We start from the raw sequence: 16,855 nt of genomic DNA, 5'->3' as shown, positions 1-16,855 counted from the left end.
CAGTTCTCCTGCTACTGCAGCATCAACAAAAAGCCGCCCTCCAGGCGGCTTTTTATCTGGGTAAAGAGCCGATATCAGGCGGCGAGATCGTCCGTCTCGCTTTCCTTGAACATCTTGGCGAGGTTCAGGAAGCAGATCATGCCGTTCTCCGAGGCGATGATACCCTCGCAGAAGGCGCGATCGAAGGAAGCGGTGACTTCAGGAACCGGCTGTACCTGGCTGGAGGAGATCGTGAGGATGTCCGAGACGCGGTCGACCAGCATGCCGATGACCATGTTGTGGACTTCGGCCACGACGATGGCGCTGCGCTCGTTGGCGACCGTGCTCTTCATGCCGAGCTTGAAGGCGAGGTCTATGATCGGGATCACCGAGCCGCGCAGGTTCATTACGCCGATGACATCGGCTGGCGCGTGCGGGATCGGTGTCGACGGGGCCCAGCCGCGGATTTCGCGGATCGTCGTGGTTTTTACGCAGAATTCCTGATCGTGAAGTCTGAAGGCAATGATCTCGAGCGTATCGCCGCTGAAATTCGTGGAATTGATTGTAGCCATAAGTATTGTCCCAACCGCCAAAAGCCAGGGCAGAAGCAACCGCGCCACCATTGGCGCGGATCGACTTGCCTTCAAACCGTGCGCGCTCGTCCCGTGGATGAGTATCGATACGGTTACTCCGGACCTTAATCGAAGAGTATTGCCCAAATCTAAATTGGGGCCGCTGATTTTTGGTCAGGTGGAAACGGTAGGCCGCGTCATCATTCGTGGATCGTCAAGCAGGATGGCGTCCGGTTTGATGGCAAGGATGCGCTCGAGGCCGTACTGGTCGACCTGGCCCACCGGAAAGGGTGGGTATTCCGGCAGTGCGATCGAACGAGGCTGCCCAACCATGACAGCGACGCGCATCCCCGCCTCACGAACGGTGTCAGACACAGCTGGAGTGGCCCACCCTTGCCACAACCTGAACCAGTCGGCTCCAGCTGCGCGCGCCGCATCAGCGCAGGCAGGATCCTCGAGAAAGGCTAGGATCGCGACGTCTTTCGACAAGCGGCGGGTGGTGTCGATCAGTGCGATACTGCGCAGTCCAATGAGCGCGCGTCGCATCGCACCGCGCTGCGCAACGTCGGAAATGATCTGCGCAATCTGACCCTCGTGGCTCAGCTTGATGTCCAACAGGATACCCAAAGGGTCAGACGCAGCCAAGGCATCACCAAGGGTCATTATGCTTGGCAGCAGGCTGCGCAATGTCGCCAGATCGAGGTCCGACACGGTTCGTGCGTCGCCGCAAAGCCGAGAAAGATCCGGATCGTGGACGCAAACAGGAACGCCATCCCGCGTCAACCGGACATCAGTCTCTATGGCGTCAACTCCGGCAGCCGCCGCAGCCTTGAAGGCAGAGATGCTGTTTTCCGCAGCCAGTGCTGCGCCCCCGCGATGGGCGATCGCAAGCGGGCGACGGTCCGGCGAGCGCTTCCATAAGCCAATGGCCATACATTCCCCTATAGAGAGCTCGACCAACTCGATCGGGCTCACCATAGGTTTCAAACGGCCGCTACACCAGTCGTTGTTTCGCAGCGATCTAGATGAGCACTAGGCCAGCGTCTTTTCGATCTGCTCGACCGCCCAGTCGACCTGGCTCTTGGTGATCACCAGCGGCGGGGCGAGGCGGATCGTGTTCTCGTGCGTGTCCTTGGCGAGCAGGCCGCGGTCCTTGAGGGTGTAGCAATACTGGCGGGCGCCACCGGCTTCAGGCACGAGTTCGACCGCCATCATCAGTCCGCGGCCGCGCACGTCCTTGACGATGTTGGAGCGGATGGAGCGCAGCCCTTCCTGGAAATAGTCGCCCATCTTGGCGGCGTTCTCGATCATGCCTTCCTCGGTCAGGACCTTGAGTGCCGCGCGCGCCACGGCGCAGGCAAGCGGGTTGCCGCCGAAGGTCGAGCCGTGCTGCCCCGGCTTCAGGACACCCAGCACTTCGGAATTGGAAAGGACCGCCGAGACCGGATAGAAGCCGCCGGAGAGCGCCTTGCCGATCAGCGTCACGTCGGCCTCGATCCCCTCATGCTCTTCCGCCAAAAGCTTACCAGTACGGCCGAGGCCGGTCTGGATCTCGTCGAGGATCAAGGTCACCTTGTGTTGAGTGCAGAGTTCCCGCACGCGCTTGAAATAGCCGGTTGGCGGGATGATGACGCCTGCTTCGCCCTGAATCGGCTCGATCAGCGCCGCAACCGTGTTTTCGTTGATGGCGGCGGCAAACGCGTCGGCGTCGCCGAAGGGGATCGTGCGGAAGCCGGGCGTGTAGGGACCGAAGCCGGTGCGGGCGTCCGGGTCCGTGGAGAAACTGATGATGCTCAGGGTCCGGCCATGGAAATTGTCGGCGCAGACGATGATCTCGGCCTTGCCCTCAGGCACGCCCTTCACCTCGTAGCCCCATTTGCGCACTGCCTTGATGGCGGTTTCAACGGCTTCGGCGCCCGAGTTCATCGGCAGGATCTTGTGCGAGCCGGTCAGCGCCGCGAGTTCCTCGTAGAGATGGGCGAGCTGGTCATTACGGAAGGCGCGGGAGGTCAGCGTCAGCTTGCCGGCCTGCTCGACCATCGCCGCCAGAATCTTGGGGTGGCAATGGCCCTGGTTCACCGCCGAATAGGCCGACAGGCAGTCGAGATACCGCTTGCCGTCGGTATCCCAGACATAGACGCCTTCGCCCCGGGTCAACACGACATCGAGCGGCTTGTAGTTGTGGGCGCCGAGGCGCTGTTCGGTGTCGATCAGGTTCTTCGAGTTGCTCATGGTCGGTTCTCCTCAGGCGGCGCGGGTCGGACGGTCGAAAATGCGGCGGCCGAAGAGGCTTGCCGTCAGTTCCACTAGGATCCGGGCGCTCTTGCCACGGTCGTCCAGGAAGGGGTTCAGCTCCACGAGGTCGAGCGAGGAGACGAGGCCGCTGTCGCAGAGCATCTCCATGATGAGATGCGCTTCACGGAACGTCGCGCCACCGGGCACCGTCGTGCCGACGCCGGGCGCGATTTCCGGATCGAGGAAGTCGACATCGAGGCTTACATGCAGCAGGCCGTTGGCATCGGACACGACGCCAAGGATCTGGCGGATCGCCGCGGCAACGCCCTGTTCGTCGAGCCAACGCATGTCGAAGACGTTGACGCCATGCTCCTTGATGAGCTCCCGTTCAGACGCATCGACCGACCGGATGCCGACCTGAAAGACGTTTCGCGGATCAACGAAGGGGCGGTCCTTCGGCAGGATCTCGGCAAGTTCGGCCTGGCCGCAGAAATAGGCGACCGGCATGCCATGGATATTGCCGGAGGGCGAGGTCGCCGGGGTGTTGAAATCGGAATGGGCGTCGAGCCAGAGGACGAAGAGCGGCCGGCCCTGCTGGGCGGCGTAGCGCGCCATGCCTGATACCGTGCCCATCGACAGGCTGTGGTCGCCGCCAAGGATCAGCGGAAAGCGTCCGGCCGCGGCCGCATCATAGACACCGGCTTCGAGCGCACGGGTAAATGCGCCGACGACACGCAGGTTGTGGGCCTTCGGATGGTTCGGCAGATCGCGCGCCGGAACGACATGAACATCCCCGGCATCGACCACATCATGGCCAAGATCGATCAGTGTCTGGTCGACGCCCGCGATGCGAAGGGCAGCTGGACCCATCGCGGCGCCCCTGCGCCCCGAACCCTCTTCCAGTGGTGCTCCAATGAGCGTGACCGATCTTGCTTGTGGCTGCATGCGTCCCTCTTTAGCTCGTGTTTTCCGAAAGCATATTGAGATATCGGCGCGGCGACAAATAGATGAAAAAGTGCCGATAATGCGCTATGATTGACCAGTTTGATAAGTGCATTTTGACAAAGTGGCAGCCATGGACGATCTCGACCAAGAACTTCTCAGCGCCTTGCGACACAATGCGCGCACGCCGGTTTCTTCGCTGGCGGCAATGACCGGTGCATCGCGTGCGACGGTCGCGGCGCGCATCGACCGGCTGGTTGCCAACGGCACAATCACGGCGTTCACCGTTCGCACCGGCCATGAAACCCGCGCGGCCGGAGTGCGCGCGATCGTCATGATCGAAGTACTCGGCAAGCTTGCGGACAAGGTCGCCGATCAGCTCCGTGGATTGCCGCAGGTGCGTGCCCTGCACAGCACCAACGGGAAATGGGACTTCATTGCCGAACTTGAGGACCGCGACCTCGTCTCCTTCGACGAAACGCTTCGCCGCATCCGGCTCATCAATGGCATCAATACGACGGAAACCAACATCCTGCTGAAAACCAGCAAGACCGGTTTCTAGTATTCGTGTTCGTAAACGACGCCGGCTTCCCCTTCGCCGTCGCCACCCGCGCCGGCGCGCAACTTCACGCCACGGCCGACATCGAAATTGATGATTGCCTTCGCGCCGCCCTTGCCGGTGGTCTGCTGCAATTCGAAATAAGTCCGGTCATTCAGGTAGCGGCCAACGCTGACGGTGGTGCGGCCTTTGGCATCGGTGCTGATGTCGAAATCGTCGACGCCAAGCTGATTGCGCAGGCCCTGGAACAGCGATCCGGAGCGCCCGCCGGCCAACTGGGCGACGGCATCGGCAAGCTGAGCGATCTGAACCGGCGACAGCCTCGACATTGATTGACCGAAGATCAGTTGCGCCAGAACTTCGTCTTGCGGGAGGGCCGGAGACGACGAGAAGGTGATCGAGGGATCGGTTGCGAGCCCGCTGACATCGACCGTCAGCGTCGTGGAACCGGAAGTGGAGCTTGCCTCCAGCTCAAGGGCGGGGGTGAGGTCACCGGCAAAGGTGATACGGCTTCTATTGGTGAAATCGAGGCGTCGGTTGAGAATCGTCAGGCGACCGCGCCGCATGGTGAAGCCGCCGGAAACGACGGGCTCCGCCGCCGTTCCCCTGATCGTGACGCTACCGCCCAGTTCGGCATCGATACCGCGACCACGCACGAAGATCTGCGAGGGAGCGTCCAGCTGAAGATCGAGATTGAAGGAGTTGGATTTCGCGCGGGCACCCTGCTGCGACTCGTCGCGCAACTGGGCAAGAACCCCCTTGGGGGCGTTGACGTGCTTGACGTCGATTTCGCGCAGCGAGGTCGGCAGCCTCTCGGGGACGGTGATCGAGGCTCTTTCCAGATGCAGCCTGCCGTTCAGGGTGGGATTTGCGAGCAGCGGACCGCGCAAACCGATCGTGCCGTCGACGGTCGCCACCACGAGCGTTCCATCGACGTAGACCGCTCTGTCGAGCCTGACGTCGATGTTCGCAGGGAAGTTGGAGGCAGGTTGGATTCCGATGCTGCCGGATGCTGAGATGCTGCCACCGCTGGCAAGCTGGCCAGTCAGGCGCGAGATCACGGCTTGGTTTCCGGTGAACCGGATGTCTGCCGCCAGATTGTTGATCGCAAGGTTGCGACGGACATCGACGATCCTTGCGCCACTGGTCGCAACCGTGCCGTTGATCAACGGCGCGGCCGCGGTGCCGCCAATCTGCAGATCAAAATTGGCCCTGCCATCGGCAACGAACCCCTGGGCGGCAAGCTGCGCACCGAGCACGGCGAACGGCAGGTTGCCGGAAAAGCGCAGGTCCAGCGCGCGATTGCCTGTAATGCCAACGTTGCCACCGCCCCGCAGGGACAGCCCGCTCTCGCCCGTCACATTGGTGTCGATCGTCAGCCGGTTGTCTTGCAGTCTTCCGTTCGCAGTTATGCTGAGCGGCGAAAGCCCGGCGCTTCTGGTCTGGCTGGTGGCGGCGCCCCTCCAGTCAAGGTTGAATTCCACAGCGGGCACGGGCAGTCGGCCCGATGCCCTGACGGTGCCCGAAACATTGCCTTCGGCGGCAAGCCCCGGAACGAAAGCGTTGGCAAGCCCGGCGGGAAGATTGGAGATGTCGGCATTGGCCGTCAGCGACGGGGCATTCGGTCCAGTGATGACAAAGTTGCCGCCAGCTCTCATCGACACGCCGCTGCCGCTTAGGTTCGTCATGAAGTCGACCCTGCCGTCCGCAAGCCTTCCGCTTGCATTCGCCGAAAGCGGCCGGATACCGGATGCCCTCGTCTGCGTGGTTGCGACATTCCTCCAGTCCAGCCTGAAATCGATGATTGGGTTGGTCGCTGTTCCCGACGTCCTTGCCGTGCCCGAGATGGTTCCTTCCGCCCCCAGGTTCGGGACGAAGCCATTAGCGAGGCTCGCGGGCAGATCCACGATATCGGCATCGACCGAGAGGCCCGCGACTCCGGCGCCTTGGAGGATTGCCGTACCCCTTGCCTTCAGCAGGGTGGTGCGAGTGCTGTTCAGCGTTGCATCAAAGGAGAGCCTGTTGTCGGCGAGGTTGCCGGTCGCGTTCAGCCGAAGGCCAGAAAGGCCGGCAGCCCTGGTCTGACGAGTCCCGGCGTTGTTCCAATCGAGCTTGAAATCGACGGCCGGCATCGGTAGCGATCCGGACGCGGTTGCCGTTCCCGAGATTGTTCCTTCGGCACCGAGATCAGGCATGAAGTTGTTTGCCAGCGCGGCAGGAAGGTTGCGAAGCGTGGCATCCGCCTGCAGGCTCTTCACGGCCGTACCTTCGACAGTAACCTTTCCTTTCGCCGTGAGGGCGGAGCCGCCATCGCCGTCGAGATTCGTCTCGAAATCGAGCGTGTTGTTGGCGAAGGTTCCCTTGGCGCCAAGTGCGAGGGCGGAAAGGCGTGCTTCCCTCGTCTGAGTGGTTGCGAGGTCCTTCCAGCTGACGTCGAAGTTTGCCGTCGGCTGTTGCAGCGTCCCGGAAGCGGACGCGGTGCCTGATATCGTACCACTGGCGCCGAGGTTCGGGACGAACGCGTTTGCCAGGCTTGCGGGAAGATTGCGTATCGTGGCGTTGGCCGTCAGGTCCTGGATTTTCGTTCCCGCCAGGGAGACGTTGCCGGAGGCGTTCAACGCCACCCCGCCGTCCGCCCTAAGGTCGCTCTGGACGGTCAATTTTTCATCCGCGAAATTGCCCGTCGCCGTCAAGTTGATGCCAAAGAGGCGGGCTGCCCTGGTGTGGCTGGTGGCCGCGTCCTTCCAGGAAAGGTCGAAGGTTGCTGTCGGTTTCGGCAACTTGCCGGAGGCCGATATCGTGCCTGATATCATGCCTTCCGCGGCAAGATTCGGCACGAAGCCGTTGGCCAGGGCAGCCGGAATGTTGGCGAGCTGCCCATCGAGCTTCAGCGTCTGAGCGTCGGCGCCTGCCACGGTGTAGGTGCCGGTCGCCTTTAGCGACATGTTGCCGCTACCGCGTGCGTAGGTGTTGAAGCTGAGAATATTGTCCTTGAGGTTGCCGCTCGCCGTCAGCCCAAGCGACGAGAGCTTGGCGCTTCTGGTCTGGCTCGTCGCGGCATTCTTCCAGTTCAGTTTGAAATCGAGCGCCGGGTCGGGCAGCTTCCCGGCCGCCGTGACGTTGCCCGAGATCGAACCTTCGGCGGCAAGATCCGGAACAAATGCATTCGCCAATCCGGCCGGGATGTTGACGATATCAGCATCCACCTTCAGCGACTGCGCGTTCGGGCCACCGGTCACGACATTGCCAGCGGCCTTCAGCGATACGCCGCCCTTGCCGCTGAGGTTCGTTTGAAAATTGAGTGTGTTGTCGGCAAAGGTCCCGTTTGCACCGATCGCCAGCGGCGACAGGCCGGCGCCCTTTGTCTGGCTGGTGGCGGCATCCTTCCAATTCAGGTCAAAGTTGGCAATCGGCGCTGCCGGTGTGCCGGTCACGACGACCTTCCCCGAAATTGTGCCTGCGGCATCGAGCTTCGGCACGAAACTGTTGGCAAGGCTTGCGGGCAAATTCCGGATGTCCGCCTTGATATCAAGAGTCTCGCCGACGGTACCGCTCAGGTGGACCGAGCCATCGCCGATCTTCAGTTCCATCGCATCAAGCGTCACGGTGCCGCCACTGATCGACACTTCCGACGGCGACGCAAGCTCCACCGGAATGTTGCGCGGTTTCGCCGAGAAACGGTCGAGGCGAAGCAGCGTCGTGCCGGCGTTCACCTCGACATTCCCCGATGCGACCAACGGATTGGCATCATAGCTGGCGCCGAGATCGAAGTTCGTCCGGTTCTGTTGCTGCGTGAAACTCAGCTCCAGGCTTTCAGCCTTGTTAGGACCGGAAGCAAGTTCCTCCGCTTTGATCGTGCCAGTCGCGGCAAATGCTTTGAGGTCGGTGACCGCGACGTTGATGTCTGGCCTGACGATGGCAAAGGTGTCACGTTTCAGGCCGCTGCCAGATGCTACGACCTTGAGGGCGATCCTGCCGTTGTCGTTGGCGATATCGACCGATCCCTTCAGGTCGCCTTCTGCCTTCTGTCCGGCAAGTGCCGCGAGAAGGCTGATATCCGGGAAGTCGAACGTCGCCTGTCCGGTCGGCGCAAACGCCGGCGACAGTTCGACGTGGCCGGTCAGGCGATTGTTGCCGACGTCGGCGGCGATCGACGGCAGCCGGATGTTTCCGTCCACGGCCTGAACAGCGGTGCTGACGTTGATCGGCTGGTTGTCGATCGTGCCCTTGGCGGTGATGTCTGCTTGCGGCGCCTTCGGGTCCGCCGTTCCGGAAACGTTGATGTCGAGGTCTTTGACCTGCCGGCCGGCCATTACCAGTGATGGCCCTTTGATATTGGCCGCTATTGCGAGAGCCGAAACATTGCCTTTTGCGCTTAGCTGGTAGTTCAATTCGCCCGCTGCGCCTGCCAGCAGCGGCTGCATATCCAGAATACGACCCGAGAGGTTGGCATCGAGCCTATCTTCGTCGAGCACGACCGCGCCGGTCGCCTCGAGGGAGCTCGACTTGATGGAGAGGTTCGAGACGTTGAATTTCGAAGGAACGGTTCCCGCGACCTGGCCCTCGATCACGATTGGTGCGTTGAAACGCGTCGCGACCGCAGGCGGCAGCGCGGCTGGCTGGATGGTCAGCTTGGCATTGCCGGTCAACGCGCTGGCGCTCAATTTGTAGGAACCGTTGAGGGCTGCTGTTGCCGAAGCGCTTTCGATCGTGGCGCCGTTGAAGCCGAGCGCATCCGGCGAAATCTGCAATGGCAGGGTGATGGTAACGGGGCCTTGAATTGCCCGGTTGATGTCGGGATTGACGAAGGACGTATCACCGGCGGCGAGCGTAATCTGAACGCTTCCGGTGCGACCGGCGAGATTGAAATTGTCGCTCTTTGCCGTCAGCTTCACGTTGCCAATCGTCGCCTGGGGCAACATGGCGGAATCGAGGGAGGCACTGGCGTTGAGGCGGGAGGCCTTGGCGTCGCCGGTCAGGGAAAGATTGATGCCGGAAATTAGAAACCGCGCTTCGCCTTCGGTCAGCGGCCAGCGGAAATCGACGGGTCCCGATGTTCCCAAGAGATTGGCGTTCAGGCTGTTCTTGCCTCGTGGATCCAGCGTGCCCGATGCGGCGATGACCATCGCGCCGGTTGCCAGATTGCCGGTCTGGATGTCGATCTTTCCCCTGTTGTCGAAGTTCGCGGCGACGTCGATGTTCGTCTGCCCGGCAAAGAGCGGACGGAAGGCCGCTGGCAGCAGCGAGCTGAGGTCGCCACCACCCTTGAGGTCGAGGTGGTGAAGGCTTTCCGGCGTCAGCGTGTGGTGCGCTTCGATCGAGGCGCGTTGCTGTCCGTCGAGTGCTGCCTGCAGCTGGCCTCGCCAATCCGAGATCGGTCCATCTCCGGTCAGGCTGATTTCCACCGCCGGGTTGCCGGGCAGCGCCAGGACACCTGCGAGCAACCCGCCCTTTGGTTCCGTCAGTTTTGCCTTCACCCGCAACTGGTTGCGATCCGGCATGAAGGCGACATCGGCGATCAGCTTGGCATCCGGAACATCGTGACGGCGGACATTGATCGAGGCATTGCCGCCTTCATTGTCGGCACGCAGGCTGCCGTCCGCGGCAAGTGTGAAGGCCCGCCCGATCAGCGGTTCGGCGAGGTTGATCTCCGGCAGGGCGATCTTGTCTATGTCGAGCTTGATCGGCAACGAGAAGCCGCTGTCGCTTTGACCCTCTGCAGCCGGACGGGACGGAAGTGTGCGCACCGGTTGTCTGAGGATGTGGATTGCCGCGGCTTCGACGCTTGTGGCATGGAACCGGCCGGTTAGGAGCGCCAAGGGATTCCAGTTAATCGCCAGCCTGTCGACCCGAGCGAAGACGCCCCTGGTGTCGGAGAGCACGATTTGGCTGGCGCGCAGCCCGCCAGTCAGCAGCCCGCCGGGATCCTGAACCTTGATGGTCATATCCCGATTCGAAAGGCTCGAGGCGACCCTGTCGGTGACGATGCGCGCGCCAAAGGACGTGAAGCCGAAAACACCGATGGCGATGGCAAGAAGGACCAGCACGACACCAGCCGAATAGGCCAGCAGTCGCACGATCCAGTTCAAGATTTTCGCCAGTGTCTGCATGGCCGCGGACATTACTCCGTTTCTATGGCGGCTCAAGGCGCGCGAGGCGCCACGAGCCGCGAGCGGGTTTAGAATGACTGACCGATGCCAGCGTAGATGCCGAAATCCGTGCCATCCTCGTACTTGTTGAGCGGTACTGCAAAATCAAGCCGCAGTGGACCAAATGGCGTCGCATAGCGAACGCCGATGCCTGCACCGGCCCGAATGTCGGAAAAATCGGGCGCAATGTCTGCTGAAACCGTCCCGACATCGATGAAGGGCACTATCCCGATCGTATCGGTAACCTTTATCCGGGTCTCGAACGACGCAGTGACATAGGATGCGCCACCGGTCTCTTCATTGTCGGCGTTGCGGGGCGAGATCTCCTGGTAACTGAAGCCGCGAACCGAGCCGCCACCGCCAGCAAAGAATCGGCGTGTAGCAGGAATGTTCTGGAGATCGTCTGCCCCGACAAGGAAACCTGCGGCAAGCTTGCCGGCAAGAACGATGCGGTCCTCCGCTCCCAGCGCATGATATCCGGTGATCAAGCCCTCGAAGCTCGAGAAGAAGGTCCCGTTGTAGGTCTCGTAGCTTGGCGTTGCCTTGAGCATCCCCCGATAGCCCTCGGTCGGATCGAACTTGTTGTCGCGCGCATCGCGGTCATACTGGAAAGGCAGCGAGAAGGTCAGGTAGCTGTTGTTGCCAAAGGCATCGTCATCGCGTTCCCAGCTCACCTCGCCGGCGCCGGTTATCGTATCCAGGTCCGACAGCTCGTAGGAAAGACCGAGGGAGGCGGTGACGAGTTTTGCAGTATAGGCGTCGGGGTTTTCGGTTTTGGCAAGGACGCTGGCCCGCAAGGTCGCGGCCGGTACAAACGCGCCGGGTTTGGTGAAGGTAATACCGGCTGAATAGTCGAGATCGCCGATGTTGGTCGTTTCGCCCAAGCGGCCCACAGACCCTTCGATGCGCAGCGCCTCCGCCTCGCCGAAGAGATTGCGATGACCCCAATAGCCGTTGATGCCGAAGCCGTCCGTTGTCGAATACTGGGCGCCGATGCCGAGATAGCGCCGCTTGCCCTCCGACACCTCGATCGTCATCGGCAAAGTGCCGTCTGGCGCCAGTTCGTCAGCCTCGTGGATGGTGACGCTCGAGAAGACGCCCAATGCGCGCAGTCGTTCGCCTGCCTTTCGCAGCGCCTCCGGCGAATATTGTTCACCCTTGTTCAGCCGCGAATAGCGCTGGATGAAGCCCGGTCGAACGGCCTTTTCGCCCGTGACGCCGACATCGCCAATTGGGGCGACCGGGCCACCCTCGGCGGCGAGGACAATGTCAGCCGTGCTCGTCCTGTGGTCGGCTATGACCTTGCGGGTCGTCAACTTCGCCAGCGGCCGGCCTTCGCTTTTCAGCTGCTCGACGATTTTGTCGCCAGCCTTGATGATCGTCAGCGAACCGGCTGTCTCACCCGGAGCAAGATCGTAGTCGGCTGGATTGCGTCGTGCAGCATCGCCGCCGAACTGCACCTCACGGACCTTGAAGACGGGACCTGCGGCAACGCTGATTGTCACCGGTACTGGGCGCGAGCGATTGAAGGTGGGATTGGGCGGCAGGTCATCGATGTTTCGACCATCAACCCTGATCGTTACGATGCCGCCGTAGCGGGCCTTTTCAAAGAGGGCGGCAAGCAGGCGTTCGCGGTCGTCTCTGGCCTTGACGACGACGCCCAGATCGCCCGAGACGGGCCGATCCTTGTCGCCGACCAGACGGGAACTGTTTTCCAATGCTTCCTTGAGATCGGGATCGCTCGCGTCGGTCGTCAGTGTCACATCGTAGCGCACCGGATCGGGCACCTGGTCGCTGGCCGATTCGTCGTCCTTGCCCCACAACGTGATGCCGAAAAGCTTGAAGGCGAAAGCCTCTGAGACGAGAGCCGGCGAAAACGCAAATGCAGCCGCGACCACCAACATGGTGCCTACGCGCCGATACGCTATACCCGGTTTCGGTGCCGTCCCTCTAATCTGCATCCACCGCTTTTGGTTACACTAGAATTAAGCTTCGCGCCCCCCGGCCGGCGGCAACCTTAGCGGCAAAATTCCTCGACGTGTACCGTTTTAAATCGCTTAGCCGCTGAAATGGTGGAAAAAAAAGAAATCCCGGGCGCCGAACCCGGGATTCGAGATGATTTCGGACCGGCTCAATAGTCGCCGCGGCAATCGTCGATATACCGGCGGCCATACTCGTCGCGATAGTAGCACTGTCCCGGCTGCTCCGCGACGCGGCCGATAAGAGCGCCCGAAACGCCGCCGACCGCCGCGCCAACGGCTGCCCCGCGTACATTTCCCGTCACCGCGCCGCCGATGATCGCGCCGGAGGCTGCGCCGATGCCTGCCCCGCGCTCAGTCGGTGTACAGCTTGCGATCGACAGGCCGATCAAGGCGAATGCGACAATCTTCTTTATCAAAATATTCTCCTAGGTTGGTCGCCCTCAATAAGAGCTGTGGCCGTCCCTGATTCTTTTTTGTCATGCTAGCCGTCAAACTGTGGCGCAAAAGCAGCGACCCTGCCTTCGGCTTCCGCTTTCGCACAATTGGTGGTGCAATTGCGCGCAAATGCGCCACAACCGAACGCGCTGAATTTTAATTAGCCTCCCTAAAGTAGTGGTTGATCCCAAAGCGAAAACGTCAAATGATACCGTCCGCGCCTGGAGGAGGCGCGAGGAGGAAATCATGGCGAAAGTGAAACTGACGGTGAACGACCGGGCAGTCAGCGGTGACTGTGAAGAGCGTACGCTTCTTGTCCATTTTATTCGCGAAAAACTCGGCCTGACGGGAACGCACGTCGGCTGCGATACCAACCAATGCGGTGCCTGTGTCGTTCACATGGATGGCAAGTCAGTGAAGAGCTGCTCGATCCTTGCCGTCCAGGCGTCGGGTTCGACGATCACCACCATCGAGGGGCTTGCCAGCAACGGTGAGCTGCATCCCGTTCAGGCTGCCTTCAAGGAACACCACGGCCTGCAATGTGGATTCTGCACGCCAGGCATGGTGATGACGGCCGTCGACATGATTTCGCGCCACGGAGGCGATCTGGACGAGAAAACGGTCCGCCATGAGCTCGACGGCAATATCTGTCGCTGCACCGGCTACCACAACATCGTCAAAGCCGTTCTGTCTGCCAACGAGCAGATGCATGGCGCTGCCAAGCAGGCGGCCGAGTAGCTCTCAGGATTGTCTGGCTGACTGCCGAACACGATTCTCTTTGGCGGAATGCCAGGCCCGAAACCCCATTGGGAGGACATTATGGGTGTTGAAGGAATTGGTGCGCGCGTCGCACGAAAAGAAGACAAGCGGTTCCTGACCGGCAAGGGCCGTTACACGGACGACATGGTCATGCCGGGCATGAAATTCGCCTATTTCATCCGCAGTCCGCATGCGCATGCCAAGATCACGAGGATTGATGCCGCCTCGGCAAAGGCAATGCCGGGTGTTATCGACGTGCTTGATGGCAAGCAGTTGCTCGCTGACGGGATCGGCAACCTCATCTGCGGCTGGATGATCCATTCGAAGGATGGTTCGCCGATGAAGATGGGCGCCTGGCGCCCGCTGGCGGTGGAGACCGTTCGTTATGTCGGCGATGCCGTTGCCATCGTTGTCGCAGACTCGCTCGCCGAAGCGCGCGATGCCGCGGAAGCCGTCGTCATCGACTACGAGGAATTGCCTGTGGTCGTCGAGGCAGTCGAGGCGCTGAAACCAGGAGCGCCGCAACTTCATCCGGAAGCTCAGAACAACCTGATCTTCGACTGGCAGCTCGGCGATGGTGCGGCAACCGACAAGGCCATTTCCGAAGCGGCGCACGTCACGGAAATCGAGATCCACAACAACCGCCTGTCTCCCAATGCGATGGAGCCGCGCGCTGCGCTCGGTATCTATGACGCTGCCGAAGATCACTATACCTGCTACACGACCAGCCAGAACCCGCATGTCGCGCGCCTCGTGATGAGCGCGTTCTACAATGTCGCGCCCGAGAACAAGCTTCGGGTGATCGCCCCAGATGTCGGCGGCGGCTTCGGCTCGAAGATCTACATCTATCCTGAGGAGATCGTCTGTCTCTGGGCTTCCAAGAAAACAGGCGTGCCGGTGAAATGGAACTCCGATCGCACGGAGGCCTTCCTCACGGATGCGCATGGCCGCGACCACGTCTCCAAGGTCAAAATGGCTTTCGACAGCGACCATCGCATCATCGGGCTGAAGGTCGACACCATCTGCAATCTCGGCGCCTATATGTCGCTGTTTTCGTCGGCGGTTCCGACCTATCTCTACGCGACGCTGCTGTCCGGCCAATACGATATTCCGGCCATCCATGCCAACGTGCGGACGGTCTACACCAACACCGCGCCGGTTGACGCCTATCGTGGTGCCGGCCGTCCCGAGGCGACCTTCCTGCTTGAACGGACGATGGAAACGGCGGCCCGCGAGCTTGGTATTTCGCCCGCCGAGTTGCGGCGGAAGAACTTCATCCGGGCCTTCCCGCATCAGACGCCTGTGATCATGAACTATGACGCGGGCGACTACGAAGCATCGCTCAATGCGGCGATGCAGGCGGCCGACTGGAACGGCTTCCCGGCGCGCAAGGCCGAGGCTGCCAACCGCGGCCTGAAGCGCGGTCTCGGCATGAGCTGCTACATCGAGGCGTGCGGCATAGCGCCCTCGCAGGCGGTCGGATCGCTTGGTGCGGGCGTCGGCTTGTGGGAGTCGGCAGAGGTTCGCGTCAATGCGGTAGGCACGATAGAAGTGCTCACCGGGTCGCACAGCCACGGGCAGGGGCACGAGACGACATTCGCGCAGCTTGTGTCGGATCGTCTCGGCGTTCCGCTGGAGAGCGTGTCGATCGTGCATGGCGACACCGACAAGGTGCAGATGGGCATGGGCACCTACGGCTCGCGTTCAGGCGCTGTCGGCATGTCTGCTGTGGTCAAGGCGCTCGACAAGGTCGAAGCCAAGGCCAAGAAGATCGCCGCCCATCTGATGGAAGCCGACGAAGGCGATATCGTCATCGAGAACGGTGAGGTGAAGGTTGCCGGTACAGACAAGAGCCTTCCCTGGTTCCAGGTGGCGCTGGCCGCCTACACCGCACACAACCTGCCGGGCGGCATGGAGCCGGGGCTGAAGGAAACTGCCTTCTACGACCCGTCCAACTTCACCTTCCCCGCCGGCTGCTATATCTGCGAAGTCGAGGTCGATCCGGAAACCGGCAAGACCGAGATCATCCAGTTCGTCGCTGCGGACGATTTCGGCAACATCATCAATCCGATGATTGTCGAGGGCCAGGTGCATGGCGGTATTGCGCAGGGGATCGGTCAGGCCCTGCTCGAGGGCGTGCATTATGACGAGAACGGTCAGTTGTTGACGGCAAGTTTCATGGACTACGCCATGCCGCGCGCCGACGACTTGCCGTCGTTCAAGGTGTCGCATCAGGTAACGCCGTCCCCGAGCAATCCGCTCGGCATCAAGGGGTGCGGCGAGGCTGGCGCGATCGGGTCTCCTCCGGCACTCATCAATGCCATCACCGATGCCATCGGCAACAACATGCTGACGATGCCCGCCACACCACAGAAAGTGTGGATGGCAGCGCGCGCGGTTCATTGAGGAGGAACGACGATGTATCAGACCAACTATCACCGCGCGTCCTCGGTCGATGAAGCCGTCAGGATGATTTCGGGAACATCCGAAGGCAAATATGTCTCCGGCGGCATGACGCTCATACCGACGATGAAGCAGCGTCTCGCCGCGCCGAGCGACCTCGTCGATCTCAGGCATATTCCGGCGATGCAGGGCATCAAGGTCGATGGTCGCAAGGTGACCATCGGGGCGGCCACATCGCACGCCGAAGTCGCTGCATCAGCGGCTCTGCGTGCGGTTTGTCCCGCCATCTGCGACCTTGCCGGCATGATCGGCGATCCGCATGTCCGTCATATGGGCACGATCGGTGGTTCGATTGCCAACAACGATCCTGCGGCGGACTATCCCTCGGCCATGTTGGCGCTGAATGCCAGCATCGTCACCAACAAGCGCGAGATTGCTGCTGACGATTTCTTTACCGGCTTGTTCGAGACGGCCTTGGAAGATGGTGAACTGGTCACCGCCATCAGTTTCGAGACGCCCGAGAAAGCGGGATATTCGAAGTTTCCAAATCCGGCATCGCGTTATGCGATGACGGGGGTCTTCGTTACCAAGGGCGCTGGTGGCGTAAGGGTTGCCGTCACCGGGGCGGGAGCCAACGGCGTCTTCCGCGAAACCGCCATGGAAACCGCCCTCAAAGCGAACTGGTCCGCCGGTTCGATCGCTGGCATCGATGTCAATCCTGCCGGACTGATGTCGGATTTGCATGCGAGTGCGGAATACCGCGCCAACCTGATCAAAGTGATGGCCAAACGCGCCGTCGCCGAGGCGGGCTGACACAAACGGTCGGATCGCGAGGCGGCG

At 61.4% G+C, this 16,855-nt stretch carries 11 protein-coding genes; 4 read left to right on the top strand and 7 right to left on the bottom strand.

Annotated elements, in window-relative coordinates:
- Positions 1-74: 74 nt before the first annotated feature.
- From AF71_RS11465 to rocF, 4 genes are all read right to left on the bottom strand, one after another.
- Positions 75-551 (bottom strand): chemotaxis protein CheW, encoded by a 477-nt coding sequence (locus tag AF71_RS11465; protein WP_007796914.1) that lies wholly within the window; start codon positions 549-551, stop codon positions 75-77.
- A gap of 174 nt (positions 552-725) precedes the next feature.
- The gene (locus tag AF71_RS11460) at positions 726-1,484 is read right to left on the bottom strand and encodes a glycerophosphodiester phosphodiesterase family protein (RefSeq protein WP_169681377.1); all 759 of its coding nucleotides are present in this window, start codon (positions 1,482-1,484) and stop codon (positions 726-728) included.
- A gap of 99 nt (positions 1,485-1,583) precedes the next feature.
- Positions 1,584-2,783: an ornithine--oxo-acid transaminase gene (rocD, locus tag AF71_RS11455; RefSeq protein WP_018855719.1), complete on the bottom strand. Its 1,200-nt coding sequence runs from the start codon at positions 2,781-2,783 to the stop codon at positions 1,584-1,586.
- A 12-nt stretch (positions 2,784-2,795) separates the two neighbouring features.
- Positions 2,796-3,731, bottom strand: coding sequence for an arginase (gene rocF, locus AF71_RS11450; RefSeq protein WP_112825832.1), 936 nt, complete (start codon positions 3,729-3,731; stop codon positions 2,796-2,798).
- Positions 3,732-3,861: 130 nt separating this feature from the next.
- On the opposite strand from rocF, the gene AF71_RS11445 reads away from it, so the two are divergent.
- Positions 3,862-4,290, top strand: a complete 429-nt coding sequence (locus AF71_RS11445; RefSeq protein WP_018855717.1) for an Lrp/AsnC family transcriptional regulator — start codon at positions 3,862-3,864, stop codon at positions 4,288-4,290.
- Here the strand turns inward: AF71_RS11445 and AF71_RS11440 are convergent.
- The 3 genes from AF71_RS11440 to AF71_RS11430 all read right to left on the bottom strand — a co-directional run bounded on the left by AF71_RS11440 (position 4,287) and on the right by AF71_RS11430 (position 12,831).
- Complete coding sequence (locus AF71_RS11440) at positions 4,287-10,397, bottom strand: translocation/assembly module TamB domain-containing protein (protein ID WP_210258236.1); 6,111 nt, start codon at positions 10,395-10,397, stop codon at positions 4,287-4,289. The genes AF71_RS11445 and AF71_RS11440 overlap by 4 nt on opposite strands.
- A gap of 68 nt (positions 10,398-10,465) precedes the next feature.
- Positions 10,466-12,397 (bottom strand): autotransporter assembly complex family protein, encoded by a 1,932-nt coding sequence (locus AF71_RS11435; protein WP_192241118.1) that lies wholly within the window; start codon positions 12,395-12,397, stop codon positions 10,466-10,468.
- A gap of 170 nt (positions 12,398-12,567) precedes the next feature.
- Positions 12,568-12,831: a glycine zipper domain-containing protein gene (locus AF71_RS11430; protein ID WP_025662706.1), complete on the bottom strand. Its 264-nt coding sequence runs from the start codon at positions 12,829-12,831 to the stop codon at positions 12,568-12,570.
- Positions 12,832-13,099: 268 nt separating this feature from the next.
- On the opposite strand from AF71_RS11430, the gene AF71_RS11425 reads away from it, so the two are divergent.
- The 3 genes from AF71_RS11425 (at position 13,100) to AF71_RS11415 (ending at position 16,828) form a co-directional block, all read left to right on the top strand.
- Positions 13,100-13,591 carry a (2Fe-2S)-binding protein gene (locus tag AF71_RS11425; RefSeq protein ID WP_018855713.1) on the top strand — a complete coding sequence of 164 codons (492 nt, stop codon included), beginning with the start codon at positions 13,100-13,102 and terminating at the stop codon, positions 13,589-13,591.
- Positions 13,592-13,672: 81 nt separating this feature from the next.
- Positions 13,673-16,018 carry a xanthine dehydrogenase family protein molybdopterin-binding subunit gene (locus tag AF71_RS11420; RefSeq protein ID WP_169681371.1) on the top strand — a complete coding sequence of 782 codons (2,346 nt, stop codon included), beginning with the start codon at positions 13,673-13,675 and terminating at the stop codon, positions 16,016-16,018.
- 12 nt (positions 16,019-16,030) lie between these two features.
- On the top strand, positions 16,031-16,828 hold the full coding sequence (locus AF71_RS11415; RefSeq protein WP_018855711.1) for a xanthine dehydrogenase family protein subunit M: 798 nt from the start codon (positions 16,031-16,033) through the stop codon (positions 16,826-16,828).
- The last annotated feature ends 27 nt before the right edge of the window (positions 16,829-16,855 follow it).

It is taken from the genome of Rhizobium sp. 57MFTsu3.2, assembly GCF_012932765.1.
Lineage (GTDB): Bacteria > Pseudomonadota > Alphaproteobacteria > Rhizobiales > Rhizobiaceae > Rhizobium > Rhizobium altiplani.
Note: the sequence above shows the minus strand (reverse complement) of the source record. Positions and strands in the feature narration are given on the sequence as shown.